This window comes from Lysobacter sp. TY2-98 (genome assembly GCF_003367355.1).
Classification (GTDB): domain Bacteria; phylum Pseudomonadota; class Gammaproteobacteria; order Xanthomonadales; family Xanthomonadaceae; genus Cognatilysobacter.
Window position 1 is genome coordinate 1,619,179 of the sequence record NZ_CP031413.1, and the last position, 25,335, is coordinate 1,644,513.

At 66.0% G+C, this 25,335-nt stretch carries 29 protein-coding genes; 4 read left to right on the forward strand and 25 right to left on the reverse strand.

Going from position 1 to position 25,335, the window contains the following annotated elements; genetic code table 11:
• Positions 1–15: 15 nt before the first annotated feature.
• The 8 genes from DWG18_RS07680 to DWG18_RS07715 form a co-directional block, all read right to left on the reverse strand.
• Positions 16–393: a metalloregulator ArsR/SmtB family transcription factor gene (locus DWG18_RS07680; RefSeq protein ID WP_115646660.1), complete on the reverse strand. Its 378-nt coding sequence runs from the start codon at positions 391–393 to the stop codon at positions 16–18.
• Positions 377–694: an SRPBCC family protein gene (locus DWG18_RS07685; protein ID WP_240318485.1), complete on the reverse strand. Its 318-nt coding sequence runs from the start codon at positions 692–694 to the stop codon at positions 377–379. Before DWG18_RS07685 ends, DWG18_RS07680 begins: the two co-directional genes overlap by 17 nt.
• 333 nt (positions 695–1,027) lie before the next feature.
• Positions 1,028–2,050, reverse strand: a complete 1,023-nt coding sequence (locus tag DWG18_RS07690) for a HAMP domain-containing sensor histidine kinase (protein WP_115646661.1) — start codon at positions 2,048–2,050, stop codon at positions 1,028–1,030.
• The gene (locus DWG18_RS07695; protein WP_115646662.1) at positions 2,047–2,745 is read right to left on the reverse strand and encodes a response regulator transcription factor; all 699 of its coding nucleotides are present in this window, start codon (positions 2,743–2,745) and stop codon (positions 2,047–2,049) included. The genes DWG18_RS07690 and DWG18_RS07695 overlap by 4 nt, the downstream gene beginning before the upstream one ends.
• Before the next feature lie 57 nt (positions 2,746–2,802).
• Entirely contained in the window at positions 2,803–3,357 is a 555-nt protein-coding gene (locus DWG18_RS07700; RefSeq protein ID WP_115646663.1) for a periplasmic heavy metal sensor, read from the reverse strand.
• 194 nt (positions 3,358–3,551) lie between these two features.
• Complete coding sequence (locus tag DWG18_RS07705) at positions 3,552–4,112, reverse strand: glutathione S-transferase family protein (RefSeq protein ID WP_304466098.1); 561 nt, start codon at positions 4,110–4,112, stop codon at positions 3,552–3,554.
• A gap of 174 nt (positions 4,113–4,286) precedes the next feature.
• Positions 4,287–5,114: an N-acyl homoserine lactonase family protein gene (locus tag DWG18_RS07710; RefSeq protein ID WP_115648094.1), complete on the reverse strand. Its 828-nt coding sequence runs from the start codon at positions 5,112–5,114 to the stop codon at positions 4,287–4,289.
• A 167-nt stretch (positions 5,115–5,281) separates the two neighbouring features.
• Positions 5,282–6,043, reverse strand: coding sequence for a hypothetical protein (locus DWG18_RS07715; protein WP_115646664.1), 762 nt, complete (start codon positions 6,041–6,043; stop codon positions 5,282–5,284).
• Between the two features lie 191 nt (positions 6,044–6,234).
• On the opposite strand from DWG18_RS07715, the gene DWG18_RS07720 reads away from it, so the two are divergent.
• Complete coding sequence (locus tag DWG18_RS07720; protein WP_115646665.1) at positions 6,235–6,678, forward strand: nuclear transport factor 2 family protein; 444 nt, start codon at positions 6,235–6,237, stop codon at positions 6,676–6,678.
• Positions 6,679–6,727: 49 nt separating this feature from the next.
• Here DWG18_RS07720 and DWG18_RS07725 read toward each other — a convergent pair whose 3' ends face one another.
• The 4 genes from DWG18_RS07725 to DWG18_RS07740 all read right to left on the reverse strand — a co-directional run bounded on the left by DWG18_RS07725 (position 6,728) and on the right by DWG18_RS07740 (position 8,995).
• Positions 6,728–7,606: an acyltransferase gene (locus tag DWG18_RS07725; RefSeq protein ID WP_115646666.1), complete on the reverse strand. Its 879-nt coding sequence runs from the start codon at positions 7,604–7,606 to the stop codon at positions 6,728–6,730.
• A 111-nt stretch (positions 7,607–7,717) separates the two neighbouring features.
• Positions 7,718–8,086 (reverse strand): hypothetical protein, encoded by a 369-nt coding sequence (locus DWG18_RS07730; RefSeq protein WP_115646667.1) that lies wholly within the window; start codon positions 8,084–8,086, stop codon positions 7,718–7,720.
• Positions 8,087–8,124: 38 nt separating this feature from the next.
• Positions 8,125–8,514 (reverse strand): Na+:solute symporter, encoded by a 390-nt coding sequence (locus tag DWG18_RS07735; protein ID WP_115646668.1) that lies wholly within the window; start codon positions 8,512–8,514, stop codon positions 8,125–8,127.
• A 208-nt stretch (positions 8,515–8,722) separates the two neighbouring features.
• The gene (locus DWG18_RS07740; protein WP_115646669.1) at positions 8,723–8,995 is read right to left on the reverse strand and encodes a hypothetical protein; all 273 of its coding nucleotides are present in this window, start codon (positions 8,993–8,995) and stop codon (positions 8,723–8,725) included.
• 221 nt (positions 8,996–9,216) lie between these two features.
• On the opposite strand from DWG18_RS07740, the gene DWG18_RS07745 reads away from it, so the two are divergent.
• Positions 9,217–9,942 carry a DUF3667 domain-containing protein gene (locus DWG18_RS07745; RefSeq protein ID WP_162823757.1) on the forward strand — a complete coding sequence of 242 codons (726 nt, stop codon included), beginning with the start codon at positions 9,217–9,219 and terminating at the stop codon, positions 9,940–9,942.
• Positions 9,943–10,094: 152 nt separating this feature from the next.
• Here the strand turns inward: DWG18_RS07745 and DWG18_RS07750 are convergent, their stop codons facing one another.
• The 4 genes from DWG18_RS07750 to DWG18_RS07765 form a co-directional block, all read right to left on the reverse strand.
• On the reverse strand, positions 10,095–10,574 hold the full coding sequence (locus DWG18_RS07750; protein ID WP_115646671.1) for a hypothetical protein: 480 nt from the start codon (positions 10,572–10,574) through the stop codon (positions 10,095–10,097).
• 155 nt (positions 10,575–10,729) lie between these two features.
• Positions 10,730–11,206 carry a hypothetical protein gene (locus DWG18_RS07755; protein WP_115646672.1) on the reverse strand — a complete coding sequence of 159 codons (477 nt, stop codon included), beginning with the start codon at positions 11,204–11,206 and terminating at the stop codon, positions 10,730–10,732.
• 339 nt (positions 11,207–11,545) lie between these two features.
• Positions 11,546–11,989: a hypothetical protein gene (locus DWG18_RS07760; RefSeq protein WP_115646673.1), complete on the reverse strand. Its 444-nt coding sequence runs from the start codon at positions 11,987–11,989 to the stop codon at positions 11,546–11,548.
• A gap of 60 nt (positions 11,990–12,049) precedes the next feature.
• Positions 12,050–12,646, reverse strand: coding sequence for a hypothetical protein (locus DWG18_RS07765; RefSeq protein ID WP_240318486.1), 597 nt, complete (start codon positions 12,644–12,646; stop codon positions 12,050–12,052).
• A gap of 406 nt (positions 12,647–13,052) precedes the next feature.
• Between DWG18_RS07765 and DWG18_RS07770 the strand changes: the two genes are divergently transcribed.
• A complete protein-coding gene (locus DWG18_RS07770) occupies positions 13,053–14,270 on the forward strand; it encodes an FAD-dependent oxidoreductase (RefSeq protein ID WP_115646675.1) in 1,218 nt (405 codons plus the stop codon).
• 7 nt (positions 14,271–14,277) lie between these two features.
• Here the strand turns inward: DWG18_RS07770 and DWG18_RS07775 are convergent, their stop codons facing one another.
• The 8 genes from DWG18_RS07775 to DWG18_RS15485 all read right to left on the reverse strand — a co-directional run bounded on the left by DWG18_RS07775 (position 14,278) and on the right by DWG18_RS15485 (position 23,131).
• A complete protein-coding gene (locus DWG18_RS07775; protein WP_115646676.1) occupies positions 14,278–14,961 on the reverse strand; it encodes a type 1 glutamine amidotransferase domain-containing protein in 684 nt (227 codons plus the stop codon).
• A 268-nt stretch (positions 14,962–15,229) separates the two neighbouring features.
• A complete protein-coding gene (locus DWG18_RS07780; protein WP_162823758.1) occupies positions 15,230–16,822 on the reverse strand; it encodes a hypothetical protein in 1,593 nt (530 codons plus the stop codon).
• Positions 16,823–17,942: 1,120 nt separating this feature from the next.
• On the reverse strand, positions 17,943–18,161 hold the full coding sequence (locus DWG18_RS07790; RefSeq protein WP_115646679.1) for a DUF1059 domain-containing protein: 219 nt from the start codon (positions 18,159–18,161) through the stop codon (positions 17,943–17,945).
• A gap of 246 nt (positions 18,162–18,407) precedes the next feature.
• The gene (locus tag DWG18_RS07795; protein WP_115646680.1) at positions 18,408–19,829 is read right to left on the reverse strand and encodes a hypothetical protein; all 1,422 of its coding nucleotides are present in this window, start codon (positions 19,827–19,829) and stop codon (positions 18,408–18,410) included.
• A 77-nt stretch (positions 19,830–19,906) separates the two neighbouring features.
• Positions 19,907–20,584, reverse strand: coding sequence for a hypothetical protein (locus DWG18_RS07800; protein ID WP_162823759.1), 678 nt, complete (start codon positions 20,582–20,584; stop codon positions 19,907–19,909).
• Between the two features lie 254 nt (positions 20,585–20,838).
• Positions 20,839–21,945: a GGDEF domain-containing protein gene (locus DWG18_RS07805; RefSeq protein ID WP_115646682.1), complete on the reverse strand. Its 1,107-nt coding sequence runs from the start codon at positions 21,943–21,945 to the stop codon at positions 20,839–20,841.
• Positions 21,946–22,184: 239 nt separating this feature from the next.
• Positions 22,185–22,460 carry a hypothetical protein gene (locus tag DWG18_RS07810; RefSeq protein ID WP_115646683.1) on the reverse strand — a complete coding sequence of 92 codons (276 nt, stop codon included), beginning with the start codon at positions 22,458–22,460 and terminating at the stop codon, positions 22,185–22,187.
• A 200-nt stretch (positions 22,461–22,660) separates the two neighbouring features.
• Complete coding sequence (locus DWG18_RS15485) at positions 22,661–23,131, reverse strand: hypothetical protein (RefSeq protein ID WP_240318487.1); 471 nt, start codon at positions 23,129–23,131, stop codon at positions 22,661–22,663.
• Between the two features lie 429 nt (positions 23,132–23,560).
• Between DWG18_RS15485 and DWG18_RS07820 the strand changes: the two genes are divergently transcribed.
• Positions 23,561–24,205, forward strand: coding sequence for a hypothetical protein (locus tag DWG18_RS07820; RefSeq protein ID WP_115646684.1), 645 nt, complete (start codon positions 23,561–23,563; stop codon positions 24,203–24,205).
• A gap of 199 nt (positions 24,206–24,404) precedes the next feature.
• Here the strand turns inward: DWG18_RS07820 and DWG18_RS15265 are convergent, their stop codons facing one another.
• The gene (locus DWG18_RS15265; RefSeq protein ID WP_162823760.1) at positions 24,405–25,229 is read right to left on the reverse strand and encodes a hypothetical protein; all 825 of its coding nucleotides are present in this window, start codon (positions 25,227–25,229) and stop codon (positions 24,405–24,407) included.
• Positions 25,230–25,335 lie beyond the last annotated feature (106 nt).

The following is a 25,335-nucleotide window of genomic DNA, read 5'->3' on the forward strand; positions in this document are numbered from 1 at the left end:
GCGCACGTCGTCCCGTCAGTTCGATTCAACGAACGCCTTCAGGCTGCCCAGTGCGACATCCCATTGCTGGCCGATGATCTCCAGCGTGCGACGCGCGGCTTCGAGTTGGCGCGGATCGAGTTGCCACAGGCGTTCGCGCCCGGAGCGCACGTCCTGCACCACGCCGGCCTGCGCCAGCACTTCGAGATGCTTGGTCACGCCCTGGCGGCTCATGTGCGTGGTCGCCGTCAGCTGCGCGATCGACAACGCACCGCCCGCGCACAGCAGCGTGACCAGCCGCAGGCGCGTGGGATCGCCGAGTGCGGCGAACACGCGCGCGAGCGACTCGCTGGCTCCGGCGATGTCGGGCAAGGCGGTAACGCCCTGCCCGTTCGGGTCAGGCTTGGCTCGCATGGCGTGCGAGGTTCTCCAACTGGGCCGCCCAGCCGCGATCGTTCATGCGGAACGCTTCGAGGCGGCGATGCGGCGGGACGTCGTCGAAACCGGATTCCACCACCGTCACCAGCGTGGCATTGCCGGGGGCGTCCTTGAGCGTAAAGGTCACCAGCGTCGGCGTCTCGGCGTCGTAGTCGATGGACGGATCGACGGGATACGGATGCCAGCGGTAGGCGAACACGCTTTCGGGTTCGACGCGCTCGACCACCACGTCGAAATTCACGTGCTCGAAGCCGCAGTGCGTGATCGGGCCGCGCACGCGCTGGCCGGCGGCGAAGCGCTGGTCCTGGATCCGGGTGCCGAACTAGGTACTGAAGTCGCGTGTATCGGTCAGCGCACGCCAGACGCGATCACGTGGGGCATTGATGACGATGCGGCGCTCGACGACGTCGCTGGCACCGGTGGAAACGGGCATGTCCATGGGAATCCTCGTGGGCGAAAGGGACGTCGCGGATGCGCACGGCGCGCGACGGCAGAAGGCGATACGCAACCATTAAGTTGCGCGACCTACGGTACGCCGATGCAACCCTTTGCGCAACCTTTCAGTTGCCGTTTGTCGGACAAAGGCTCAAGGGGCTCGCGCCGTACCGAGTCACTCAGGAGACACTGCTTCCGCACGAATCGCCGGCAGCGAGACTTCGAACAGGCAGCCACCGCCTTCGCGCGCCAGGCAGCGAACCGCACCGCCGTGCTCCGCGCTGATCTGCCGGACCAGCGCGAGGCCCAGCCCCCACCCGCTCCCGCTCTCCCGCGTGTTCGCGGGCCGGTAGAACGGTTCGAAAATCAGCTCGCGCTCGGCCTCCGCGATGCCCGGCCCGCGATCGGCCACCTGCACGATGCGACGCCCTTCGCCGTCGACGAACACGCGTGCATCCACGCCGGTCTGTCCGTGGTTCAGCGCGTTGTCCAACAGGTTGCGGATCATGCGGCGGAGCAGCCGGGCGTCGCCACGCACCGGCGCGTGTTCGACATCGAACGGGATGTCCAGCCGCGCGCATTCCTCGGCGAGCACGGCCGCGAGATCCAACTCGTCCACGCGTTCGAGGCCCACCGCCTCAAGTTTGCTGGCGAGCAGGATCTCCTCGAGCTGTGCATCGATCTCGGCGCAGTCCGCGCGGATGCCTTGCAGCAGTTCGGCGCGTGGCGCGGTGTCGTGCAGCTCCAACGCGAGGCGGATGCGCGCCAGCGGCGAACGCAACTCATGCGACGCATTGGCCAGCATGCGGCCATGTGCCGACATCAGGGACGCAACGCGGTCGGCCATCGCGTTGAAGCTCGCCGCGAGGTGCGCCACCTCGTCGGAGCCCGTCACCGATGCGCGCGTCGCCAGATCGCCCGCGCCGAACCGGTCCATGCTCGTGGCCAGCGCCTCGATCTGGCGGGTCAGCGCGCGCACCAGCGGATACATCGCGAGTCCAACGGCCAGCGCGACGATGACGATGACGGCGAGCCCGTCGACGTGCAGGTGCAGCGCATCCGAATGCAGCCGTCGCAGCATCTGCGGGCCACCCGGGCGTCCCCACATCACGGACGATGCGAGTGCGAAGAGCGCGACGACGGTCGCGAGCGCGCCCAGCGTCGTCAGGTAGATGCGCAGGTAGAGCCGGCGGATCATGCCGGCGTGTCCTCGTCCTGCACGCGCGTGAAAAGATAGCCGACGCCGCGCAAAGTGAGGATGCGGCGCGGCTGTCGCGGGTCGTCCTCGATCGCCGCGCGGATGCTCGAGATGTGCACGTCGACCGTGCGATCGAACGTGTCCAGCACGCGACCGCCGATGGCGTCGAGCAGTTGCGTGCGACTCACCACGCGTCCCGCGCGCTCGGCCAGTGTGATCAGGATGTCGAACTGATGCCCGGTGAGTGGGCGCGGCTGGCCGTCGATGCGCGCCCGCCGCGCTTCCCGGTCGATCTCGAGACGACCGAAGCGCATCACGGGATTGATCGCATGCTGGCCGCGGCGGAGCACGGTGCGCAGGCGCGCCAGCAGTTCGCGCGGCTCAAAGGGCTTTGGCAGGTAATCGTCAGCGCCGAGTTCGAGGCCGACCACACGATCCATCGGGTCGCCGCGCGCGGTGAGCATCACCACCGGTACGCCACTGCGCTGGCGCAGCCGCGTGCAGACGTCGAGGCCACTGGCATCCGGCAACATCAGGTCGAGGATGATCGCGTCGGCCGGCGTGCGGCGCTGCTCCGCCAGCCCATCGGCCGCCGTATGCCGCGACGTGACGCTGTAGCCGCCCTGCGCGAGATACTGCTCGAGCATCGCGCACAGGCGCTCGTCGTCGTCGATGATGAGGATGCGTTGCGACATGGAAGGCCTGCATGCGGATGCGGCTGCCGCGTGGTGCGCGGCAGCCGCGGGTTCGCGTCACCCGCCGTGATGATGCCCGATCTGCTGCGCCATCAGCCGGTCGATCTCCGCGCCCAGCGCCTGGCGTTGCGCCGGCGTCAGCACGCGCGCCGATCGCGTCAGCGTTTCGGTGATGCGGCGATTGGTGTCGAGCAGGAGCTGGTCCTGGTCGCTGCGCACGCGCTCGACGGCGAGGCTGTCGATCTGCGACGCCGTCAGCAGCGTCTTCATGCGGCCCATCGTGGCGTGGTAGCGCGCCATGTCGGCGTGCTCGGCGGTCATGGCCTCCTTGAAGATCGCGTCGATCTGCTGCCTCTGTGCATCGTTCGCGCCCGCGCCTGTGAGCACCTGCTCGAAGTGGGCATGCATGTCGGCGTGGGAATGCAGGTGCTGCATCAGCGGTGTGCCTGCAAAATTCTCGGCAACGGTCGATGCGAATGCCGACGGCGCGGTGGCGGCGTACGTGGCGAGGCCGCCGATGCAGAACGCGGCAGTGAGGGCAAGGCCGCGAACGAGCGCGCCGGTGGAGCGGGCACGGGTCGAACGGAGGGAACGGTCGGAATCCTGGGTCATGAGTGCACCTGTTCGATGAGGAATGGGCGTCCGGATGGACAGGTGCAGGGTCGCGTCGCCGCATTCAGCGTCGACGAGCGCTTTGTGTAGTTTTGTAAAGGCGCAGCGTGTGCAGCGAGTGCGGTGCCCGCGCGGAAGCGCCGCTGGGACCAGGCGCCAACGCACGTTCGTGGGCTGACGACGCACCCGTGCCGTCAGCGGATCGACGCCACCTCGACACCGTGCCGCTGCGCATAGGCTTCGAGCGTGCGTGACCACGCCGGGCGGGCGAACGCGCGGCCGTAGAAAGCCTGCACGGCGGGGTAGCGATCGAGCAGGTCGGTCTTGCGGATCTCGCGCAACACGGCGGCCATCAGCAGATCCGCTGCGGTGAACCCGGCACAGGCGATCCACTCGCGTCCGTCGAGACGGCCCTCGAGGTTGCCGAGCACGCGTTCGGCCCAGGCCACCAGCCACACGCGCAACTGCGCATCGCCCTTGCCGAAGTTGTCGAGCATCTGCAGTTGCGCCAGCGGCAGTTCGACCGTCGCGAGTGCGGCGAAGCACCACTGCGTCACGCGCGTACGGCCCTGAAAATCCGGCGGAATCAGTCGACCGGATTTCTCGGCGAGATAGAGCGCGATCGCGGCGGACTCGGACAGAACGAATCCCTCGTCGTCGATCACCGGCACCTGACGGAAGCAGCTGATGTCGCCATAGGCGTCGCCGTCCAGCTCGCCGCCCGTGTGGTCGAGGCCGTGCAGACGGTACGGCAGGCCCGTTTCCTACAGCGCCCAGAGCACGCGCAGGTCGCGCGTTTCACCGATGACTGCCGGGTGGACGCGACCGAAGCCGTAGACGGTGATCATGGGATTCCTCGTATGGCGAGACGGGCGGGCTGGACGGCCGCAGCGACGCGCCGCATGAGCGCATGTCCGGCGGAACAGCTGCTACTTCGCGAATTCCGGAAACGCGGGCAGCTTGGCGATGTCGCGCGGATCGTGCTGGATGATCACCGTCGCATGCAGATTGCGCGCGATCCTGCGGAAGCGATCGAGCGAGGCCAGCGAGTCGGCGCGGCTCGTATTCCACGCCGGCACGCCGTCGGTATCGTAGTTCTCGTGGAAGTGGGTGACGTCGCCGCTCAGCAGCACGTAGCCCGACTTCTCCAGTTTCACGAGCAGACCGGAGTGGCCCGGCGTGTGCCCGGGCAGGCTGATGATCACGACGCTGCCGTCGCCGAATACATCCTTGCGATCGCCGCGCACCGGATCGACCTTGGCGCCGCCCGACAGCCACGGCGCGAACGGGGCGCGACGCGATGCGAAGGCTTTCGCGTCGACGCCCACTGGCGGTTCCATGGCACGGATCGCGTCCCAATCGCCACCGCCGATCAGCAGCGTGGCCTCGGGCAAGGACGCCAGCTGTCCGGTGTGATCGTGGTGGTAATGACTGATGCCCACATAGTCGACCGCATCGACCGGCACGTGCGCCTGCGCGAGCAGGTCGACCAGCGCCGTCTTCGGGGCTTCGGGTTCGCCGTCGCGCGGATTGCCGGTGTCCCAGACGATGTAGCGGTCGCCATGGCGGATGACGTAACAGCTGTAGGTCAGCGGCAGCTTGAGGTCGGGATACGCCAACGTGTCCGAGAACGACGCGACGCTGACCGGCTGGGGCTCGTTGCCGCAATCCAGCCGCGCGAGTGCGACGTCGGCGGCATGTGCCGGCGCGGTCATGGCGCCCGACAACCCGAGCGCGGCGAGGAACAGTGTCTTCATCGAAATGGCCAGCCGGTGCATGAAAGCCCTCTTGGTTGCGGCGCAGGGTGATCGAAATCAAAGACGTCGGGTGATGCGAGGCGACCCGGGAAACACGATGCATTTGGCGAAACGAAACGCGCCAAGACGACGTTGGTCTCAGCCACCCGTCTGCATGTTCGCGTCTTCTACCCGTGCTTCGCCCGGTGACGATCGAGCGTACGCGACACGCGCCCCAACGCCGCCTCGACTTCACGCGTGAAGCCGCCCGCCGGCAGATGCCGTACCGCCGAATGCGCGGCGCAGACGATGCGAGTATCGGACCAGCGCGTCGCCAGCCCACGCGCCCACGCGGCGTAGGCGTCGGCCGCGCCTGCCGTCGGCTTGAGCGCACGCGCGAGCAACGGATGCATGCGCAGCGACGACTGCGGCAGCAGCTTGTTCAGCGCGCCCTGCCCGGCCAGGACATTCAACGTGTCGTCCACATGGATGATGCCGCTCGCCCGATGGCGCACGAGCACCGAAGCCACGTGCACGCGCTCGTCGAGGCAGACAAAGTTGACGCCGTCCGGAATCGACAGGTCGAAGACGTCGGCGAACGGGTGGTCATCGCCCCAGTCCTCGATCGGCACGTCCGACCAGGGCAGCGACGGGGCGCGTCGACGGTGGCGCGCGGTGCCGTGCAATGCCGCTTTCGGAAACAGTCGATGCGTCGCGTCCACGTACATGGTGTGGAACGGATGCACATGCACGACGGCGTCGACCTGATCGCCGTTCGACGTGAGCGCCATGACCGCGTCGCGCTGCGCATCGTCGAGGCCGCAGCCGTCGATGACGACGAAGCGGCCGTTGTCCCGGCGCACGAGCGACATGTGCGTGCCGATGTTGAGCACGCCCCCAACCCGGTAGGTGCCGCGGAGATTCCAGAAGTTCTCGGCGAATTTCTGCATGGCGGAAGCCCGTTTGCGCGGTGGAAACGTCGAGGCAGGACGGCAGTAGACCCTACCCGCGGTGTCCGTGACGTGCGGGGCGACGAACGGCCTGCGACTAAAACGCTCCGATCACCATCATCAGATCGAGCGCCCTGTGACCTGCCGACCCGCAGTCGCCGCGATCACTCCCCGTAGAAGAAGGAACGTCGATGCGCCAGCTCGCCCTTGCGGTCGCCCTGTCGTCCGCTGCCCTTCACGCGCACGCCGCCGATTGCAGCGGGTCGCGCACGCCCGATCAACACAAGGACGTCGACACGCTGCAGCGCATCGAGCGCGGCTGGCTCGCGGCCGAGGCACACGGCGATACCGGCTTCCTCGACTGCCTGCTCGACCCCGCCTACTCGGTCATCGTGGCGCGGGACAACGCGGTGCGCAGCAAGGCCGACCTGCTGGCGCGCGTCGCGACGAACCGCGGCAAAACCGGTGACGTTCCGCCGCTCGACACCACCGTCGTGATCAGCGGCGACTACGCGACCGCGTATTCGGTGATGCACGGTACCGGGAAGGGTGGACAGCCGTACGACGCGCGCTACGTGGACTCGTACCGGTTCGAGAACGGCGCATGGCACACATTCGCCGGCGTGGACCTCTGACGACGCATCACCGTCGCCCGCACAGTACGCCGCAGTCGGACAGCGACGCCTACTTCGCCAGCAGGCGCTCCATCTCGGTGTCCTTGTCGCGCCACACGCTGTTCATCCACTGCTGGAAGCGCGCCCGGAATGCCCGATCGTTCTGGTAGTCACCGCCCACCAGCGTCTCGGGAATCGCACGCTGGCGCACCTGCAGGCGCACGGTGGGGACGCGATCGGCGAGCAGGTCCATCAGCGACGGGCGCCCGGCGGGATACGCGATGGTCACATCGAGAATCGCGTGCAACCCCTGCCCCATCGCATCGAGCACGAAAGCGACGCCGCCCGACTTCGGCTTGAGCAGGTGCCGGTAGGTCTCGCCCTGCCGTGCGTGCTTGTCCGGGGTGAAGCGCGTGCCCTCGACGAAATTGACGATCGTCACCGGAATCGCGCGGAACTTCTCGCAGGCGCGGCGCGTTGCAGCGATGTCGCGCCCGGCGAGTTCCGGACGGCGCGCGATCTGCTTCTTGGTGTAGCGCCCCATGAACGGGAAATCGAGCGCCCACCACGCGAGGCCGAGCAACGGCACCCAGATCAGCTGGCGCTTGAGGAAGAACCGCATCAGCGGAATGCGCCGGTTGAACACCTTCTGCATCACGACGATGTCGACCCAGCTCTGATGATTCGCGAGCATCAGGTAGTGGCCGTCCGCAAGGAGCGCTCCGTCCACTTCGACGTCGACCTGCGTATGGGTGAACCGGTCGAGCATCCAGCTGTTCACGCCGATCCAGCTCTCCGCGATGCCGGTCAGCAGCGCATCGAAGCGCCGACGCAGGGCGTCGATCGGAAGCACGGCCTTCAGCAGCGCCGCCGCCAGCAGGGGCACGACGTGGGTCACCGTGCTGACCGCGATGAGCAGGAAGATGAGGAACAGGCGGAGCAGCGTCATGGCATCACGGGTACGGCGGGGGTGCCCATTGTGCCGGCCCGCGCCTCACGGAGCCGACAACGACCTGGAACAAGCCTTGCCGATGTCGTGCGCAGAGCCGATCAGCCTGCGCTACTTGAGCGCATGCCAATTCGTCTCGAACCTGGCCAGCGTGTCGCCATGGAAGATGAAGCGCAGCTCCAGCGCGACGGGATGGACGCGCGTCCCGCCCTTCGACGCCGGGTCGTCCGCCATGCAGTCCGCGATCGGCGGATCCAGCGACGAGTGGAAGCATTCCAGCGACATCCCATAGCGCCCGACCAGCGCGTCGACTGCGTCCTTCGACGTACCGGTCGGCGCTTCCTTCGCGATCGTCTCCCGCCAGAACGCATCGCGTTGCTTCAGATTCCCGCGGTCGAACATGCCGTCCACAAGCCCCGTCGACCACAGCAGCAGGAGACTGACGGCCACACCGATCAGATAGACGATTGCTTTTCCCACGCGTAATTCCCCTCTTCTGGCGTGATGGGATTGCGGTATCAGCGCGCGACGACCGATATGCGAAACAGCCGCAAGACCGGCCCGGTCACCAGCGCACCCAGAATGGCGGACGGCGTGCCCCACAACAGCACACCGACATAGATCATCGACGCGCCGCCGCCGGTGTACGGACGTACGCAATCGGTGTAGTACGCGAACGCCAGCCACGGCGCGAACAGCGCGCACGCGCCGACGGCACGCAGGGGATTGGCTGTCATCAGCGAGACGAATGCGGGGATCAGCGGGATGAGGACGAAGAACGCCCAACCCGACAGGAACTGCCCGAGCGTCGCGTCGTAGCAGGTGAAACTGTTGAACGCCTGGAGCGCGGTGACGCCGCCGATCGCGGCGACCCCGGCAAGCACTGCGGACCTGCGACCGAGCTGCATCACGGCGGACACCGGGTCGGCCTCGTGCGGAGGCGGTGGCGCGATAGTCCGGCGGACACGACCCGTGGTCAACCGCTACCGGCTCGCGCGGGCGAGCGACTCGCTGTGCTTGGAAGTGCGCTCGAACCAGCCCCGCAGGCGGCCCTCCGCAGCCCCCAACGTGCCGCGCGACTGGCGCGGACGGAGCGACGTCGAGCGGCCGCGGAACTTATCTGGGATTGCGTGCCGCGCCGACCGCCGTCTGAAGCGTGCGGATGTACACCGCGCGCTTCGGCTCGGCCTGGGCCGCCGCGCTTTCCAGCGCCTCGATGTACGCCGCCGTCAACGTGGCGCCGTTGTACTGCTCACGAAATTCATTCAGCGTGCCGGTCACCGCGCCGCGCAGATACCAGTCCACGTTGACGCCCTTTTCGGCCTGGTTGGCGAGATCGATGACGCGCAGGACATGCGGCGTTACGAGACCGACGACGGTGGCGTTCATGGGGTCATCCCTGCTTTCGACTTGGGGAAAGGTTAACTCGACGCACAGGAGGTGGCACGGCGTCATGACGCGCCGTCATGCACTCCTCCCGGCCACCCCGACCCGCCACGCCGCGCACGGTGGCGCGATCGCCACGGTCGCGGGCTAGACTCCCGCATCGGCCGCACGACGGGGCGCGCACTAGCGCGACGTGGGCCGCACGGGTAGCAGGGGAGCACGCCATGGATGCAACGCCAATCGATACCACCGCGCCGACGCACGATGCGCACCGGCTGACCTTCGCCTACTTCGCGCACCAGCTGCAGCACTACCTGCATCTGGACAAGGGACTGCCGCGCACCTTCGTCGACCTGATCTGGCGCCCGGGTACGATGCTGCGCGACTACTTTGCCGGCACGGCGCGTGCGCGCTATACCAACCCGATCGCATACAGCCTGCTGGCCGCGGCAGCCTCGCTGGTGGCATATGGGTGGTATCGCGCGCCTTACATCGCGTGGATGCGCTCGCAGATGCTGTCGGGGCTCGATCCGCGTGTCGACACGTTCGTGCGCGCGCTCGCCGAAAACATCTTCGCCGCGACCGAGCACATGGCGCTCGTCAGCGGCTTGCTCGCCGTGCCCATGGGTGTGCTGCTGTGGCTCTTCTTCCGCAGTCCACGCTTCAATCTCGCCGAGGCGCTCGCGTTCGCGCTCTACGCCACCGGCACGTTCCTGTTCGTGCACGCGCTGCTGATCGCCCCCCTCATGTACTTCACCCACGCCTGGCAGACTGCCCAATCGATCGGCATGTCCGTGCAGATGGCGACGATGCTCACGATGGGCCTCGGCCTGTTCGGCCGGCGCTGGGGCAATGCTGTCCGCCTGATGCTCGCATTCGGCCTGAGTTTCGCGGTGTGGTTGGTGGCCCTGGGCCTCGGCGTCTACGCGTACACCGCGGCAACGATCTAAGCCCGGCGCGTAACGCCAAGGTAGGCGTCTTCGCAAGCGACCGCGACGACCACCGGCGAAGCTGCCCCCTAACCGCGACGCGCAAGGCAATCGACTTATTCGCTCGACGTGCCAGCGGGCTCCGCCGCATTCACGGCGAAGCCCGCATCGCATCAATGCCGCGTGCTGCCGTGCATGCGGCCGAGCATCACGGCCAGCGCCATGCCGCCGAGGGACTTCACCAGCGTCGGGTGCTGCGCATAGAACTGGCTCATCTGCCCGACGATGCCGGGGTTCTGCTGCTGCGCCTGCTGCGCGATCTGCTCCACCTGCTGCGGGGTCGCCCGCGCTGGAGCATTCGGGTCGATGCCGGCCTGCTGCACGACCGGATGGCTCGCACCGCCGAGCCCGCCGAGCAACGCGCCCAGGATGCCGCTTTTCTGCTGCTCGTTCGCGTGACCGAAAAGCTGGCCGACCATCTGCGCGAACGGCGGCGTCTGGTCGGAATTGAAGGCGTCCTGCAGCCCCGCGCTCAAGGCCTGCGGCGGCGCCTGCTGCACGATCTGCTCCACCTGCTGCCGCGCTTCCGGTGGCACCGGCGCATTGCCGTGCGTGGAGAGCTGCTGCGCCAGGCTTTCGAGATTGCTGTTCATCGCGTGTCCTCCTCCGCTGGGGGCGCGGAGTGGGACGCAGCATTTGACCGCAGGCGTCGACACCGCGCGAAGCCGCCCCAGTGCGACTTCAGGACGAGTGACGGGTGCGCTGCATCGGGCGCGTCATTGCTCGTTTCGACGCTGACGTCCCGCGATTACGGCTTGAGCCAGGCGCTACACTTGTCCAGTTCGTCGACGGCGCCCATCAGCGGAAGATCGAGATGGAACTGCTTCAGCTTGCCGTCGATCAGAAGGGACTGCGAAAGGCGCAGGTTCTGTCCATTCGCGCGCATCTGATTGATCAGTGCCGCCGTGTTCTTGCGCGACATGGTCGGAAAGCCGCCGTCGAGCACGGGATTGGCGTCCACCTGCAACGTCAGATCCATCGGTGTGGCGTCGGACCCCTCGAGCGACAGCTCCCCGCTGCTCTCGCGCCCGTAGAAGAAGATCATCGGGAAAGGCTTCGTGCGCAGCGGGTACACCGCGCACGTGCGCGTGCCGGCCGGGTCGGTCGATTGGTGCGACACCCATTTGGGCGCGGTCGCGTCGGCGGCAGGCGCGTCCTGCGCGAATACAGCGGTCGGGAGAAGCGCGATCGGGGACAGTAAGCAAGCGGTGCGAAGGCGGAACATGGAGGGGTCCGATGAATGTTGCGACGGAAATGAGCCGCGAGCGGGCTGCACGCATAGGCGCAGGGTCGCGGCGGCGTTCGTGTCGCTAACGGCCAACGCGGCAAATGGTGTAGTCGGGACAGCCGTGCGGGTCGGCAACATCGAGCTCAGCCGCGATTGTCTGCAGCGTCCGTACGCAGCGCGATCGATGCTCCCGCGCCATGATTGAGCGCCCGCCGCACCCTGCCCGGTCGGCGAGCTTGGACACGCCGGAAGGGCGCGGCGCAGACGGGTCAGGACGAAACTCGCTGGTGCCCCGGCTTCGTTGTTTCTCGATTGGCAGCCACGCTCTCGACGGACCTACTCTCGCGACGACTCCCATTCCGCGAGCTGCGCCTTCCGCACGAACGACATCGCGCCGATGTACAGGTTCCAGTACGCCGGCTTGCCGCGCTTCTCGTAGAAGGCCGACGCGGCCTCCGAGCAGCTGTCGTGTCGGAGATCCGTCCAACACTCGCCGCTCCACACCACGCGCGACCCCTGGTGCTGGACCGCATCCAGCCGCGCCAGCACCAGCCCCGGCACGTAGTGCTGCTGGGTCGGCCATGGCTTCGAGCTGCTGTTCTCGACGACGGTGATGACGTTGTTCTTGACCTCGATCGTCACCTTCTCACGCGTCGCGTACCACTTGCCCTGGAGTTCCTGCAACGTATTTCCCTCATCCGCCGCGCGCAGGTCGCCCGCTACCGATAACGCAGCGAGCAACACGCCCAGCGCCAACATCGAGATGAACTTCGTCGCCATGTCGCCCCCATCTGAGTTGCGGATAAAAAGCTTGCAATCGAACCCGACGCTTTTTCGCGCTCAAAGCGATGTCAGGTTCGTCCGACCGCCGACGTGCACCACGTATTCGAAGTTCTGCACCATCGTGCCGTAGCCACGATCACGGCCGGAGTCGTAGTTCGCACCGACCGTAATGACATGCCGTCCGCGGGGCAGCGGTCTGAGAAACAGCCAGTAACCGTCCGCCGCGGCGTTCGCGTTACGCGCGGCGAGTTCGAAGCAGCGCCCGCTTCTCACGCGAAAAGCGGTGACGTCAGGCACCTTGACGCCATCGACCAGGACAACGGCACTCGCCAGGTTGTCGTTGTTCACCGCGGCGGATCGACGCAGACCCTCGCAGGCCGCGCTACTCAGATGCGCTGTCGCGGGAACGCGCATCTGCACCATGTTGATGATCGGAATCAGCAGGTACTTGCCTTCCGGCACCACGCATTCGCGGTGTGCGTCGAACGAGCCGTCCGTGCCGGCCAGATACCAGACCGGGCCGTCCTGACCCCGATCACAGATACGACCGTCGGGATCCAGGAACGGCTCGATGGGCTGCGACAGCGCCCAGTTCCACCACCGCCCGGTCCATTCGCCAAAGCTCGCACCTTCGACCACGGTGTCTGCGGGCAACAGCCAGGAATTTGCTGCGGGCGATGCAGCACGCTCAACCCGCGCGCCTGCGCTTGCCGAAGTCGCAGCCATCACCGCAGCGAACGTGGCCCCCGAAAATCGTGCACGTCGATTCATCGCTTCCCCCTAAGCGGCCCATATGCCCGACGGCCGTAAGGCGCTCGGTTCGGACCCGGCCCCACCTGGGTCCGGACGTCAACCTAATCCAGCTCGATATTGGTGGCAATGCGGATTTGTCAGCCGTTGCTGCGCGGAAAATCACCGCGGCGTCCGCGTTATCTCTCTTAGCCCAACCCGGCTGCGGTAGGGGCGGAGTTCCCTGTCGTTGCATGTGCGCAGTCGCTCGCTCACGACACCATTACGGCCGCTTGGCACGCTGTGCTGCCTCCAAGCAGCCGATAGCGCGATGGATTTGAAGAGCGGCTACCCGTACTGGGCGATACGCAGCGGCCTCATGCATGCGTTTCCTCGCATGGAGGCGGACACGCGCGTCGATGTCGCGATCATCGGCGGCGGCATCACGGGTGCGCTGATCGCGCATGAGCTCGCGAGCGCAGGCCATGCCGTTGCCGTGCTCGAACAACGCGACGTCGCGTGGGGGAGCACGGCCGCGAGCACCGCGCTGTTGCAATACGAGATCGACGCGCACCTGACGGATCTCTGCAGGCGCTACGGGGAGCGCGACGGCGTGCTCGCGTACCGCGCGTGCAGCGAAGGCGTCGACCGGGTGGCCGAGCTTGCAAAGTCCGTCGGCAATGTCGATTTCCGCGCGCAGCAAAGCCTCTACTACGCGAGCAAGGCGCGACACGTCGAACCGCTCAAGGCCGAGGCGGCGCTGCGTGCACGCCACGGCTTCGACGTCGAATGGCTCGACGCCGCGCACGTGCAGGCCCGCTATCGCATCGATGCACCCGGCGCGATCCTCAGCGCGCAGGCGGCGCGCATCGATCCCTATCGCATGGCGTACCGCCTGCTCACGCAGCTGATGAGGCGCGGCGTCGAGGTCTACGACCGCACCCGGGTTGAACGCATCGAACCGCGGCGTGGTGGCGTGCGGCTCACCGTCACGACAGGCCAGGCGATCGAGGCGTCACACGTGGTGGTCGCCGCCGGCTACGCCTCGCAGCAGTGGTTGCCCAGCGGCCTGGCGAAGAGCCGCTCGAGCTATGCGTTCATCACCGATCCGCTCGACGCCGAACTGATCGGCGAGTTGCGCCACGCGGTGGTGTGGGAATCCGCACGCCCGTATCTATACGTGCGCAGCACGGGTGACCACCGGCTGCTGATCGGTGGCGACGACGATGCGGTCGACGTTCCGGCGCGACGGGACGCACGCGTGCAGAAGAAGGTGCGCTCGCTGTGCAAACAGGTCGCCGCGCGCATGCCGCACCTGGACCTCACGCCGGCCTTCGCCTGGGGTGGCACGTTTGCCGAAACGTCCGACGCGCTGCCGTGGTTCGGCCCACATCCGACATGGGGCCCGCGCGTGCAGTTCGCCATGGCCTACGGCGGCAACGGCATCACCTACAGCGCGGTCGGCGCACCGCTGCTACGCGCGCTGATCGAAAAACGCCGCCATCCGCTGGCGGCGCTGTTCGGGTTCGGGCGATTGGAGCGGATGTAGCGCGAGCTCAGCCCTTGCCCAGCAGCGCGATCAGCGCATTCGCGGCGTCGGCGGATGACGCCGGGTTCTGCCCCGTGACCAGGTTGCCGTCGATCACGACGTGGCTGGCGAAGTCGGCCCCTTTCTCGTAGCGGCCACCCTTCGCCTTCAGCATGTCCTCGACCAGGAACGGCACCACCTTGGTCAGGCCCACCGCTTCCTCTTCGCTGTTCGTGAAGCCGGTGACCTTGCGCCCCTGCACCAACGGCGCGTCGTCGATGGCCTTCGCGTCCCGCAATACACCGGGCGCGTGGCATACCAGGCCGAGCGGCTTCACCGCCGCGTACGTGGACTGGATCAGCGAAATCGAATGCGGATCGGAGACGAGATCCCACAGCGGGCCGTGGCCGCCGGGATAAAACACCGCGTCGTACTCGCTCGCCTGCAGGCCCGCCAGCTTCGCCGTGTTCGCCAACGCCTGCTTCGCCGCGTCGTCCCCGGCGAAACGACGCGTGGCGTCCGTCTGCGCGTCAGGGGCATCACTGCGCGGGTCCAACGGCGGCTGGCCGCCCTTGGGCGACGCCAGCGCGACGTCGAAGCCGGCGTCCTTGAACACGTAGTACGGCGCCGCGAATTCCTCCAGCCAGAACCCCGTCTTCTCGCCCGTGTCGCCCAGGCGGTCGTGCGACGTCAACACCATCAGGATCTTCATGGCCGGCAGTTACGTGAGGGAGGGAGGGCCGCGCACGTTACGCCGGCAGGCGCTAAGCGGTCGTGAGGCGTCGCAGCAGGCGCCATCGCGCGCGCATCGGCGAGTGCGCGATGCCGCCGTCATCCGCGCCCCGCCGCATCGCCTGAAGCGCGCCGATGCCGCGGCGCGAAAAAGGATTCGGTTCAATTTCCTCGACGCCGCGGCACGAACTGGCACCTGACCCCATTTCTGCGGACGCCATTTCTCCGTTGACCCACGCCTTCGATCTTCAGCGCGACGGATCCTGCACGAAGCATCCCGCATCACTGAACCAGTGCACCGTCTGTTGCAGCGGCTTCGTCGGGCTGTCCTTGAGGGTGAGCGTGCACTGCAGTTCCGTCGCATCGCCCGACCGCCCCGGCACCACGGCGCTGGCGGGACCCGTGCGGCCGACGACGCAGCGATACGCCGTTGCAGTCGAGATGTTGATGGCGCCGCCATCCGTCGTGCGCAGGCTGGCGGTGTAGCCGAAGGTGTGGCCCTCGACCAGCGGGAACGGCTGGCCCTCCAGCGCGTCGATCGACGTGACCTGCGACCTGAACTCGTGCGGGCCCATTTGGCTCTGCGACCGCATCGTTCCGTCGAGTGCGAGCAGTCCCGCCCACGTCGTACCGTCATACCGGGTTTCGACACCGCCGGCGCTCGACGTGGTGTGCACGCGGCAGAGGTTGGACGCCGGCTCGCGCTGCGCACGCAACGTCAGGTTGACCGCAAGCGATCCGGTCTTATGCGAGCCGGACCGCTCGACGCTTCCACCGCCCGACGCAGGCAGCTGGAAGAACGGATCCTTCGCGATGCGCGACGCGATGGCGTCCGGCACGGTCGCAGCGTTCGTCGACGCGGCTGCCGAGGCCCCCGTACCGCCGGATTCGCCGCGCAGGCGACGGGCTTCGAGCCGCGCGATCGGTGCATGGCGGCCCTGCGGAAACGACGCGAGATAGTCGTCGAAGTCCGCGGCCTGGCGGCTGCCGCTGATGCGTCGCCAGAATTCGGCTTCGACGTCGTCGTCGGCGGCCTTGGCGCCTTTGGCGGACGACGAAGCCGTCGGCGCCGCGGCAGCCGCGGTCTGCCGCGCGGCCGGCGGTGCGGATGCATCGGCCGCATCCGGCACCCACGGCATCTCGATGTTCTTCACCCGCGAGAACCGGAACGCCTTGCGGTAGTCCTCGAGGTCCTTCGTAGCCTCCGCAGCGGTGTCGCTCGCGATGCAGTTGGGCGACTCGTTGACGCGATACGCCGCTGCGGCCTGCGCCCCGAACGCCTTCTGCCAACGCTCGAGCGTGCTGAAGTGCGCCATGTCCTGACGCCCCGGCATCTGCACGGGAATGACGGCGCTCGTCACCATCGTCCGCGTTTCGACATCGACCATCCGGCAGTAGACGTACTGCGTCGAAGCACCGCGCGGCACGGGTGACGCCGCCGCGTAACGCGACGCGTCGGGCGTCCACGGCACGTCATGCCAGGTGTAGACGCGAATGCCGAACACGCGCTTGCCCATGATCTCGGCCACGCGCGCACGCGTGGCATCCACGGTGGCGCGGTCGGCCACCACGCACTGCTTCATGCCCGCGCCGCCGAGCGTGCCGACATACGTGTGGAAGTCGGTGGCGAGGTCGTCCGCGCTGGCCGACGGCGGCGGCGTGAACACTGACGACACCCAGATGTGCCGGCCACCCGAATCGTCCACGGTGCAATAAGCCGACGACGCCTCCGCAAATGCCGCGAGCGGGCAGCCGGCCAGAATTGCCAGAGCCAGCAGCACGACACCCGCACGTGCCTTGCTATTCGCGGCTGACAGGCCGCGACGTTCGTCATTGCGCATCATCGTTTTCCCCTTGAACGATTCGCGACGGTGGCCGCCGCAGCGAGCCCCCGCCCGCCTTGAGGCGCATATTGCCATCGGCAGGCAATGCTCAGCCGCGCGAAGAAAAAAATGACGGGCGACCTCGCGCCGCGATCACTGGGGCCCGCATTTTCCCGGCAAGACGCGGACCCGTCGCCGTTTCCCCCTCTTCTATGCGTACGCGCCCTGCCTGAGAGAAATGGACCCTGGCCCGTTTCCGTCTGGGTCAGGGCGGTGTTTCGGAAAGTGTCCTGAAATGGAGGCTGACCCCATTTCTTGGATCCATTTCTCTGCGACCGCGCTTGCTTCAACGCGGCGGATGATCCGCCAGGAAACTGCCGACCGCTGCGCTTCGTGCCGCGTCCATCTGCGGGGACGCCACGGCCGATGTCGGCGCCGGCGCGACATTGCGCGAGGTGGAGGACACTGCACTCGTCGACGACGTGCGGACGTCGACGGTGGATCGCGCACGAGACGTCACCGGTGGCGCGGCCGACGTGCGGACAGCGGAACGCGCCGCAACCGGCACCGGCGCGCGGCCGATCACGACTCCGGGGAACAGCCACAGGTCGCGCTGCCGCCGGCCGTGCTTCCAAGCCTTGGCGTACTCACCATGATCATGACGATGACCATGGCCGTGTCCGTGCTTGCCGTGCTTGGCATCGACCACCGTGGGTGTGCACAACGCTGCCGCGACCAGCACGGCGACGACGCGAGGAAAGAGAGGTGCGGTTCGAGTCATCGCACGACCCTGCACCGCACCGGCTCAACGCCCCGTCGAATCCGCCGGGACGTCCCGCCGCCCGGCCGGTCTCCGTTCGGGTTGGCCCAGCGGACGTGAAGAGCGGGACCGGGGGAAACCAGACGGCCGGGGGCAGCGGGCTTTCCGACCGTGGACTTCGGCGCTTCTCGTCAGACAGGCGCGCGACGTCGACGGACGACGGGCGTCGTCGGCGAAACGGAGCGGAGGCGCCAGGTGATGGTCGAGAAGGCACTGGAATGTCCGGCCGCGGTGCGGGCGCGACCGGCGCGTGCTTAACCGCGCCCGTCGACATTCGGGGTCGGTCGACACCGACCCTGTTGTCTTCGCCAGCCTCGTTCAGGCGCGGGCGCTGCGCGGGTGCTCGACCGGCGGCGAACCTGCGTGGAAGCTGCGGCGGATCATGCTGCGCAGCTCGGGCGTGTCGTGTTCGCCATGTGCAGCCACTGCGTGGTGCACGGCGGCGTCTTCAAGCTCCCGCTCCGAGTCCGCGGCGATCGCGACGGTGCATCCGGATTCGCTCGGCATCTCCCGGCAGTCGACGTACTTGCGTGTCATGGCGTACTCCCATAACGGCGGCCAATCCGCCGGCCCAATCTAGGCCTGGGTTCTTGGACACAGCAAGCACGACCGTTGGACTACCAAGGCGCGGCCATTTGTCGGAGCAACGGGCCAGGCTCAATTGCGCGAGGAGATGAACCTGACCCCTTCTTTCTGCGATCCCGCGATGCCGTAGGACCAGCATGCGAAGGGATCTGACCCATTTCTCTGGGAATTTGCACTCTGCGCCGTGTTTAAGCCGTTCTACACATGGATGTGCGGCTGCTCCGACTGCGGCGCTTGCTCCGAGTCCGGATCGACCACCGACACCTGATCGGGATCAGTGATGATGACGTGCGTCTGGTAATAGAACGCACCCGATGGCATGCGCATCTCATTCATGAAATCGATGCGAACGCGCTTGGCGAATCCCGCAACCAACAGCGTCTTGCCGGTCAGGTCCTGCTTGGGATCGCTGCCGTGCTTCTGGCGATAGCGCGCCACCGCCTCCGGAGTAAATTCGATCGTGAGGCAACGTTGGTCGCGATAGTCGGACTCCGAGTTCAGGAAGGCACTTCCGCCGAGCAGCGCGCCGCCCTTCGCCTCCAACGCGAAGATGCCCGCGAAGGCGTACGGCGCCTTCTCGGCCGCGACAAGTACTGCCGCAACGGGCGGCAGGACGGTCCCCCGACGGGCATCGCGTAACGTCTTCAACACGGGCAGCACCCAGTCCTCGTTGCAACTGTCGTCGAGGATTTGCGCGGGATCGCCGGGTAGCGCCGCCTGGGCTGACGCCCATGCACGCTCCGCGGCGGCGCCATCACCCTTGCGGTAGGCGAGCGACCACTGGCGATAACGCGCGGCAGCAAGGTGGCGGTGGGCGAGCCCGTAGTCCATGCGCTCCAGCGCGGCCATCAACTCCCGCTCGGCGTCATCCGGACGATCCCGTGTGCACAGCAGGAAATGGCCATAGTTGCCATGGTTCCAGGCCGAATCCGGGTGGGCGGCGATGAAAGCCTTGTGGAGCCTTTCGACATCGTCGACGCGGCCCAGCCCCTCGTAGGAGTCCATGAGACAGCCATTGTTGGGTTCGCCGTCGTCGCCCTTTGCACGCTCGCAAAGGGGAATCGCCTCCGCGTAGCGTCCCTGCGCCTGCAGCAGAAACGCCCTCGACTGAGCGACGAGCCCTGCATCACTGCCCAATGCCTCGGCATGTTTCAGCGCCACCTCCGACTCCTCGAAGCGTCTTTGCAGTCGATCAATATCCGATCGCAGCACGAACGCGTCGCCCTTGGTGGGCTCGAGCTCGATCGCCCGATCCAACGCCTTCTGCGCTCGCGCCAACCCGGCCTCGTCGTAGTGGTCCGAAGTCTCCATCGCGTCGAGCATTTCAACGCGCGCCAACCTGCGATAAGCGCGCGACGATTTCGGATTGCGTTCCAGCGCGGCCGCGAGCAGCGAGCGCACCTTGGCGAGCACCGCACCGTCCCCTCCCCAGTGATCCATCAGCCGCGTCGCTTCCAGAATGTCCGGATCGGTCTCCGGCGGACTGGATGCGGGCATCGCGGCCGGCTTGGTTGGCACCGGCTCAGCGGCAAGTGCGCGGTGCAGCCCGACTGCAAACGCGAACACCAGGCAGACCAGGACGACGGCGGACTTCGTGGTGCGGGCGATTGTGCGTTCCATTTCAATTCTTTTCTTTTGGCTACAGCCTTCCGACTGCGGTGCGATGGTGAGGCCGGGATAAGACGAAACGCGTCGAGCTACATCTCCGGCGTGCTCGACTCGATGAGACGTGCAGCGTCGTTCGCCTTGCGCTCGGAGGCGACGCCGCTCTGCCCCCCATGCTGCTGCGCGGCATGCTCGGCACGAATTTCGGGGGAGAGCACGTCCAGCTGACGGCGCTCCTGCAGCAACGCACGGTCGCCTTCGGCCAGCTGGCAATTCCGGGACACCGTTTCCAGCTCGTCGCCCGTGCGCGCCACGCGACTCTGCAGATGGACGACAACGGCGAGTGTGTCACCCAGCGGATCCAACTCGCGACAGATCGCGTCGACGGTCTCCATCGTGCGCTGTTCATTGTGATCCACGAGCGCGAGCAGGTTCGAACGGTCCACCCACACCACCGAATGCACGCCCGGCACGCGCTTGGCGGCAACGCGCGCTGCTTCGCGATCGATGGGCCGTCCCGCGTCTGGAAGCTTCATCGAGCGCCGGAGGTCATCCTGCATGGCATCGGCTTCGCGCCGAACGCCCTCCTGATCGCCCATGACCGCGTGCGCGCGAATCTTCGCGACGCGTGCAGCCATCTCGAGCGGGTCGAGCGGCTGACCTGCACGGGACGGTGGCGCGCCTTCGCGCGACGCCGCATCAGGGCTAGATGAATTGCATCCCGCAAGAAAACAGGCCAGTAAAAGCCCTGTGGCACGGATCGCGATCACGGCGACGTTTCCCCAAACGTTGGCCGGCAGTCTAGCGAACACGCCCAGCCGATGGCGGCGCTTCGGTTGAAGGGCGCCCGATCACTCTCCGTGGGAAAAGAACCGGCGAGTTTTCGCCTGTGGGAAGAAATTGGACCTAACCCCGCTTCTCGTAGGCCCAAATAGAACCTGACCCCTGCTTTCGAGCAATCAACCCGCTTGGCTGCATCCACCCCCTTTCGCGACACATCGGCAGTGAGCAGGCGCGGATCGCATCAGCCCGTTGTGGCATCCCGCACACGATCACGACCGGCGACCTTCGCCATGTACAGCGCACGATCGGCGCGCGACAGCGTCTGCGCGATCTCATCGCCGCGCTGATGGGTCGCAACGCCGATCGATGCGGTCAGGCCGAACGTCGCCGCCCCGAAACTGACGGGTGAAGCCGCGACGCTTGCCCGGATACGTTCGGCCGCGTCCACGGCGTGCGCCGGATCCACGTCCCGGAACAGCAGCACGAACTCCTCGCCGCCCCAGCGCGCCACCGCGTCGCAGCTGCGCATCGCCTTCGTGCAGACGCGGGCGACGACGCGCAACGCTTCGTCGCCCGCGGCGTGTCCGTGCACGTCGTTGATGCGCTTGAAGTGGTCGATGTCGAGGATGGCCACGCACCACGCATGCCCCGCGCGATCCGACCGCTGCCGCTCGCGTTCGAGGAGTTCGGACATCGCGCGGCGGTTCAGCAGCCCGGTCAGGTCGTCGGATGTCGCCAGCAGGCTGATGCGCTCCAGCGCCGCGGCCAGTTCCGCGCGCTGCGCGCGGAGCCGGTCGCGCATGGCCGAGACGCGCTGGCTGACCGCCGTCAGACCGCATACGAACAGGATCAGGCAGATGAAATACGCGAGTTGCACGCGGGGGTCGTAGATGTCCGGACGCGCGCGGACGCCGGAATACATGGCGAGCCCGAACGCCAGAACCGAATAGCCGCCGATCAGCCACGCCTGCACCGCGCGCAGTCCGAACATGCCGAACATCAACACCACCGAGACCATCAGGAGCGGCGCACCGTGTCCCGCGCCCGCGACCCGATAGGCCGACGCGCTGCACGCCACGGCGAACAGCAACTGCACGACCGTCAGCGATGGATCCTTCAGACGCGCCGACCAACCGAATCGGATCGCCGCGAACAACGTGACGATGCAGGTGACCGACGCCACCGTCCACGGCCACAGCCCTTTGCCGTCATTGACGCCGAACGCGGCCATGCCATGCATCGCCGCGACGGCCGCGAGCAGCAACACCGACGCCAGGCCCGAATGCGCGAGGCGGATGCGCTGCTTGGCATCGCGGGTCAGCACGAGGTCTTTCAGTGAGCCGAGCATATCGAGGGGCCTCGTCGGCCCCACCTCCGGGACTGCGTCGCGTCCGTTAACGGTCGCGCGCGGGCCTCCTTGAGCGACAACCGGGACAACCGGGGTCAGAGTGGTGTTTTCCGAAACTCAACTCTGACGCGTGTTTCGGACACCGTGCAGGAAAGTCACGTATGAAAAAGGCCGCCCGAGGGCGGCCTTTGCACTCACCTCGTCGGCGCGGCCGCAAGCGGCGTCGCGCCGGCGTGCCGTCAGCAGTGGATCGAGTAGAGGTGCACGAAGTACCACTGCTGAGACGTTCGGCGGTATCGCGCGACGGTCATCAACGGCTGCGCGTCGTTCCCGTAGTAGCCGTAGCTGACGACGAGGTGGCGTTCGCAGGTGCTACCCCGCGGTGAGCAGTCGCCTGTGAGCCAGCTGTCGCCCACCTGACGGCACGCGGCGTTGGCCGACGCAGGCAGCATCAGCGCCGCGCCCAGAAGGGCCGTGGCGACGGTGGTGGAGAACGACGGGAAACGATGAGTCATGGGCTGCGCCTTATGTGTTGGGGGATGTGCAACAGGTGCAGCGGCAGGCTAGCCGACGCGCGCCAACGCGAAGTGATCAATGCGTTGCGGCCGCGGTCACCACGGGGCGAAATTGCACTCTGACCCCTGCTTCATTCGAGCGTCGACCAGAGCGAAATTCGACTCTGACCCGTGTTCTTACCTGCTTTCCAGCGGGCAGCTCAGTCAGCAATCGACTCTTCGAGCAGGTCGATGTACGTGGAGAGGCGGACGCGTAGTCCGACGAGCGCCCATCCCATGACGTACAGCAGGGCAATCGCCCAGATCAGCAAACCGCCTACGAGGTGGACGTCGAACGCAGCCGCCCAATCGCCAAACTTCCAGTTTCGGAACTGAAGGTACAACGCAACCAATATCGGGAACACGCCAAGGCGTTCGACGCCGCCAAGCGCAAGACCCAACCGATAGGTCATGCCTTCTCGCAATTGCTTGGCAAAGCTGAGCATCTGCTCGCGCTGCGATCGTGGAAAGGCGCGCATTTCGGAGATGAGATCACGCCATAGGTGGAACTCGCGATCCATCTCCGCAGCATGATTCGCGCGCAGTCGGCGCCAGTGCGGCACCTGACGCCAGAGCATCCGAATGGCTGCCACCGCGCCTCCCAAGCACTCACATGCCAGAGCGACCTTCATTACGTTTAGCGCTGCCGGCGGCGAGAGGACGGCCGGAGACAACATGGCGGCTAGCAAGCCAACCCCGGCGCTAGCGAACGCCAACCGAGTGGCCCACCTTTCAGTGAGGGATGGACTTTCGGAAGATGTCTTGTCGACGTACGCGCTAACGCGGCGGTAAAGCCACTCGAACGACAGTCGATCAACCGATTCCTCTGTTGCGAGGGACTGCTCTAGCTCGACAGCGTCAGAGTTCATGCGCTTATCTGCGACGACTGGAGCGAAAGATCAAAGCGCGATTCGCACGAAAATGGAACCCGACCCCATTTCTTGAAATTCGACTCTGACCCCTGTTTCTGGAGAAATGCAATCTGACCCGACTTCTGGAAACTGACCACTTCTCCCCGGTTACATTTTCGACGCCGCTTGCCATCCCTCACGGACACCGCGATGACCGCCTTGCAAGAGAGAGCCGACCGAAACCTGCAAGACCTCCAATTTGCCGGCGAACAGGCCAGCCGACTCCGGATGCCAGGATCCATGCCTGAGCACCATCGCACGGCACTCGCGCTGCTGCGCGCGGCGTACGACGACGCAGTTGCGATCAACATGCTTGTTCTTAACTCGAGCGGGGAACTCGCTGGCAGCGCTTTCAGCCTACTTCGCCCCATGAACGACAAATTCAAGCGAGGCTCTTGGTTCCTTCTCTGCGGCGACGAGGAAAGCGCTCTAGATTTCCTCAAGAATGACAATGCGCCCAAGGGCAATTTGGCTCAACAGATTGAGGCGCATCCTCCCTTCGATCAATTCAGGATCTTCTCGGAGCTATATCAGAACGCATTCGGCTTTTTCCATTCATTCACCCACGGCGGTAACCAAATTGCGAACGGTTACATTGCCAGCAACGGAATCGGTGCGTCCTACCCGGAATCCAAAATCATCCAAGCCATTGATCACGCTCAAGCCGTCGGCATTACCGCCGTACAGGTCATGGTGATGCTTGGCGGAGAATACGACTCAACCACGGGGAACGACATTCTGGATCAGCTTGGAGCCAGATTTGTGCCGCGCCCTGCCGGAACTCACACGGATTGATTCCAACGAGTTTTCGCTCGCTGTACACCGACCGTAGAAGCCGTCGAGCAGCGACCCCGTCAGGACGAAGCCCGAGGTGCTCTCAGGCCACGCACCGAGCTGCGGTCCGCTGCGGCGGCACGGCGATCAGCGGGGGATGCGAGCTAAACCCTATGTGCTACCTGCCTGTAGTGCAAAAACCTGTGCACGCGCCTAGTGACTATCGCTTCGAAGGCTCCACTTGAAGCCAAGGTTGACCAGTCGGGCTTTCGAACAACAGGGCTCCCAACTCTTCCATTTTAAGCAACTGGTCCGCGCCGCATTGAGGCGTAGTCCAAATCGTCGATTGCATGGCAACAGCGATTTCGCCGACTTCGGGTGGGTGGCGTATAGCAGCTGACGAAGCGACTAAGACGCCACACAGACGCTTCGCGGCGATGTAGCCGGCCAGCCGCGTGTGATGACGGTTTAAAAAATCGATGTTGTGGTTATCTAAGAAGGCGACGGCATCATCAGGAGACCGAGCCTCCACGATGCAGTAGGGCGGCAGCAGATCGTCAACGCACACGGCCAAGAGCCCGGGCACCGTAGCGTTTGAAATCTGCCTCACTCCAGTCGACAACTGCAGTTCCGCGTTTTTCGCCGAATAGATACGCTTGCATGCAATTGCCAACTCGCCGGACGGCAACGCAACCATAACGTCCGGCTCACGCAGTTCCGCCGTTACGTTTCGACTTCTTAGCAGATGCAAAAGCTCCAACTCCCACAACTTATCCTTGGCTCTTGAAGGGCTGCGATCACCCGGGCCGATAGCGCCCTTCTTCAACGGCCAAAGGTGGGTCTTCGAATCCGGATGTCCCGTGAGGACGCTCGCAGCTTGTGCCAATCGATCAACGTGCTGCCCATTTAGCAGTGCGCGCACGTGCCCCGGTTCGTCTGACGGTGGCAACCCGTTCTCGCTGTAGTCGATTGCAAGCTCTATTAGTCGACCGAGATCGGAGGCGGGATTGATGGCAATGCCTACATCAGCAAATTGCGTTCGCAACCTGTCAGCCGCTCGAGCGGCCGCCGTGAGAATATCGAAGACTGAAACAACGCGCTCTTATCGTGAGAACTGGGCACGCCAACCCCCGTGGTGCTGCTTCAGCTGC

Excerpts from the sequence above, each read along its gene's own strand:
- DWG18_RS15485 (WP_240318487.1), bottom strand. The coding sequence starts at position 23,131 with ATGAAGGTCGCTCTGGCATGTGAGTGCTTGGGAGGCGCGGTGGCAGCC.
- DWG18_RS07680 (WP_115646660.1), bottom strand. The coding sequence starts at position 393 with ATGCGAGCCAAGCCTGACCCGAACGGGCAGGGCGTTACCGCCTTGCCC.
- DWG18_RS07805 (WP_115646682.1), bottom strand. The coding sequence starts at position 21,945 with ATGCTCGGCTCACTGAAAGACCTCGTGCTGACCCGCGATGCCAAGCAG.
- DWG18_RS07720 (WP_115646665.1), top strand. The coding sequence starts at position 6,235 with ATGCGCCAGCTCGCCCTTGCGGTCGCCCTGTCGTCCGCTGCCCTTCAC.
- DWG18_RS07760 (WP_115646673.1), bottom strand. The coding sequence starts at position 11,989 with ATGGCGACGAAGTTCATCTCGATGTTGGCGCTGGGCGTGTTGCTCGCT.
- DWG18_RS07750 (WP_115646671.1), bottom strand. The coding sequence starts at position 10,574 with ATGAACAGCAATCTCGAAAGCCTGGCGCAGCAGCTCTCCACGCACGGC.
- DWG18_RS07790 (WP_115646679.1), bottom strand. The coding sequence starts at position 18,161 with ATGACACGCAAGTACGTCGACTGCCGGGAGATGCCGAGCGAATCCGGA.
- DWG18_RS07810 (WP_115646683.1), bottom strand. The coding sequence starts at position 22,460 with ATGACTCATCGTTTCCCGTCGTTCTCCACCACCGTCGCCACGGCCCTT.
- DWG18_RS07740 (WP_115646669.1), bottom strand. The coding sequence starts at position 8,995 with ATGAACGCCACCGTCGTCGGTCTCGTAACGCCGCATGTCCTGCGCGTC.
- DWG18_RS07795 (WP_115646680.1), bottom strand. The coding sequence starts at position 19,829 with ATGGAACGCACAATCGCCCGCACCACGAAGTCCGCCGTCGTCCTGGTC.
- DWG18_RS07695 (WP_115646662.1), bottom strand. The coding sequence starts at position 2,745 with ATGTCGCAACGCATCCTCATCATCGACGACGACGAGCGCCTGTGCGCG.
- DWG18_RS07820 (WP_115646684.1), top strand. The coding sequence starts at position 23,561 with ATGACCGCCTTGCAAGAGAGAGCCGACCGAAACCTGCAAGACCTCCAA.
- DWG18_RS07745 (WP_162823757.1), top strand. The coding sequence starts at position 9,217 with ATGGATGCAACGCCAATCGATACCACCGCGCCGACGCACGATGCGCAC.
- DWG18_RS07770 (WP_115646675.1), top strand. The coding sequence starts at position 13,053 with ATGGATTTGAAGAGCGGCTACCCGTACTGGGCGATACGCAGCGGCCTC.
- DWG18_RS07735 (WP_115646668.1), bottom strand. The coding sequence starts at position 8,514 with ATGCAGCTCGGTCGCAGGTCCGCAGTGCTTGCCGGGGTCGCCGCGATC.
- DWG18_RS07700 (WP_115646663.1), bottom strand. The coding sequence starts at position 3,357 with ATGACCCAGGATTCCGACCGTTCCCTCCGTTCGACCCGTGCCCGCTCC.
- DWG18_RS07710 (WP_115648094.1), bottom strand. The coding sequence starts at position 5,114 with ATGAAGACACTGTTCCTCGCCGCGCTCGGGTTGTCGGGCGCCATGACC.
- DWG18_RS07690 (WP_115646661.1), bottom strand. The coding sequence starts at position 2,050 with ATGATCCGCCGGCTCTACCTGCGCATCTACCTGACGACGCTGGGCGCG.
- DWG18_RS07755 (WP_115646672.1), bottom strand. The coding sequence starts at position 11,206 with ATGTTCCGCCTTCGCACCGCTTGCTTACTGTCCCCGATCGCGCTTCTC.
- DWG18_RS07715 (WP_115646664.1), bottom strand. The coding sequence starts at position 6,043 with ATGCAGAAATTCGCCGAGAACTTCTGGAATCTCCGCGGCACCTACCGG.
- DWG18_RS07780 (WP_162823758.1), bottom strand. The coding sequence starts at position 16,822 with ATGCGCAATGACGAACGTCGCGGCCTGTCAGCCGCGAATAGCAAGGCA.
- DWG18_RS07775 (WP_115646676.1), bottom strand. The coding sequence starts at position 14,961 with ATGAAGATCCTGATGGTGTTGACGTCGCACGACCGCCTGGGCGACACG.
- DWG18_RS07725 (WP_115646666.1), bottom strand. The coding sequence starts at position 7,606 with ATGACGCTGCTCCGCCTGTTCCTCATCTTCCTGCTCATCGCGGTCAGC.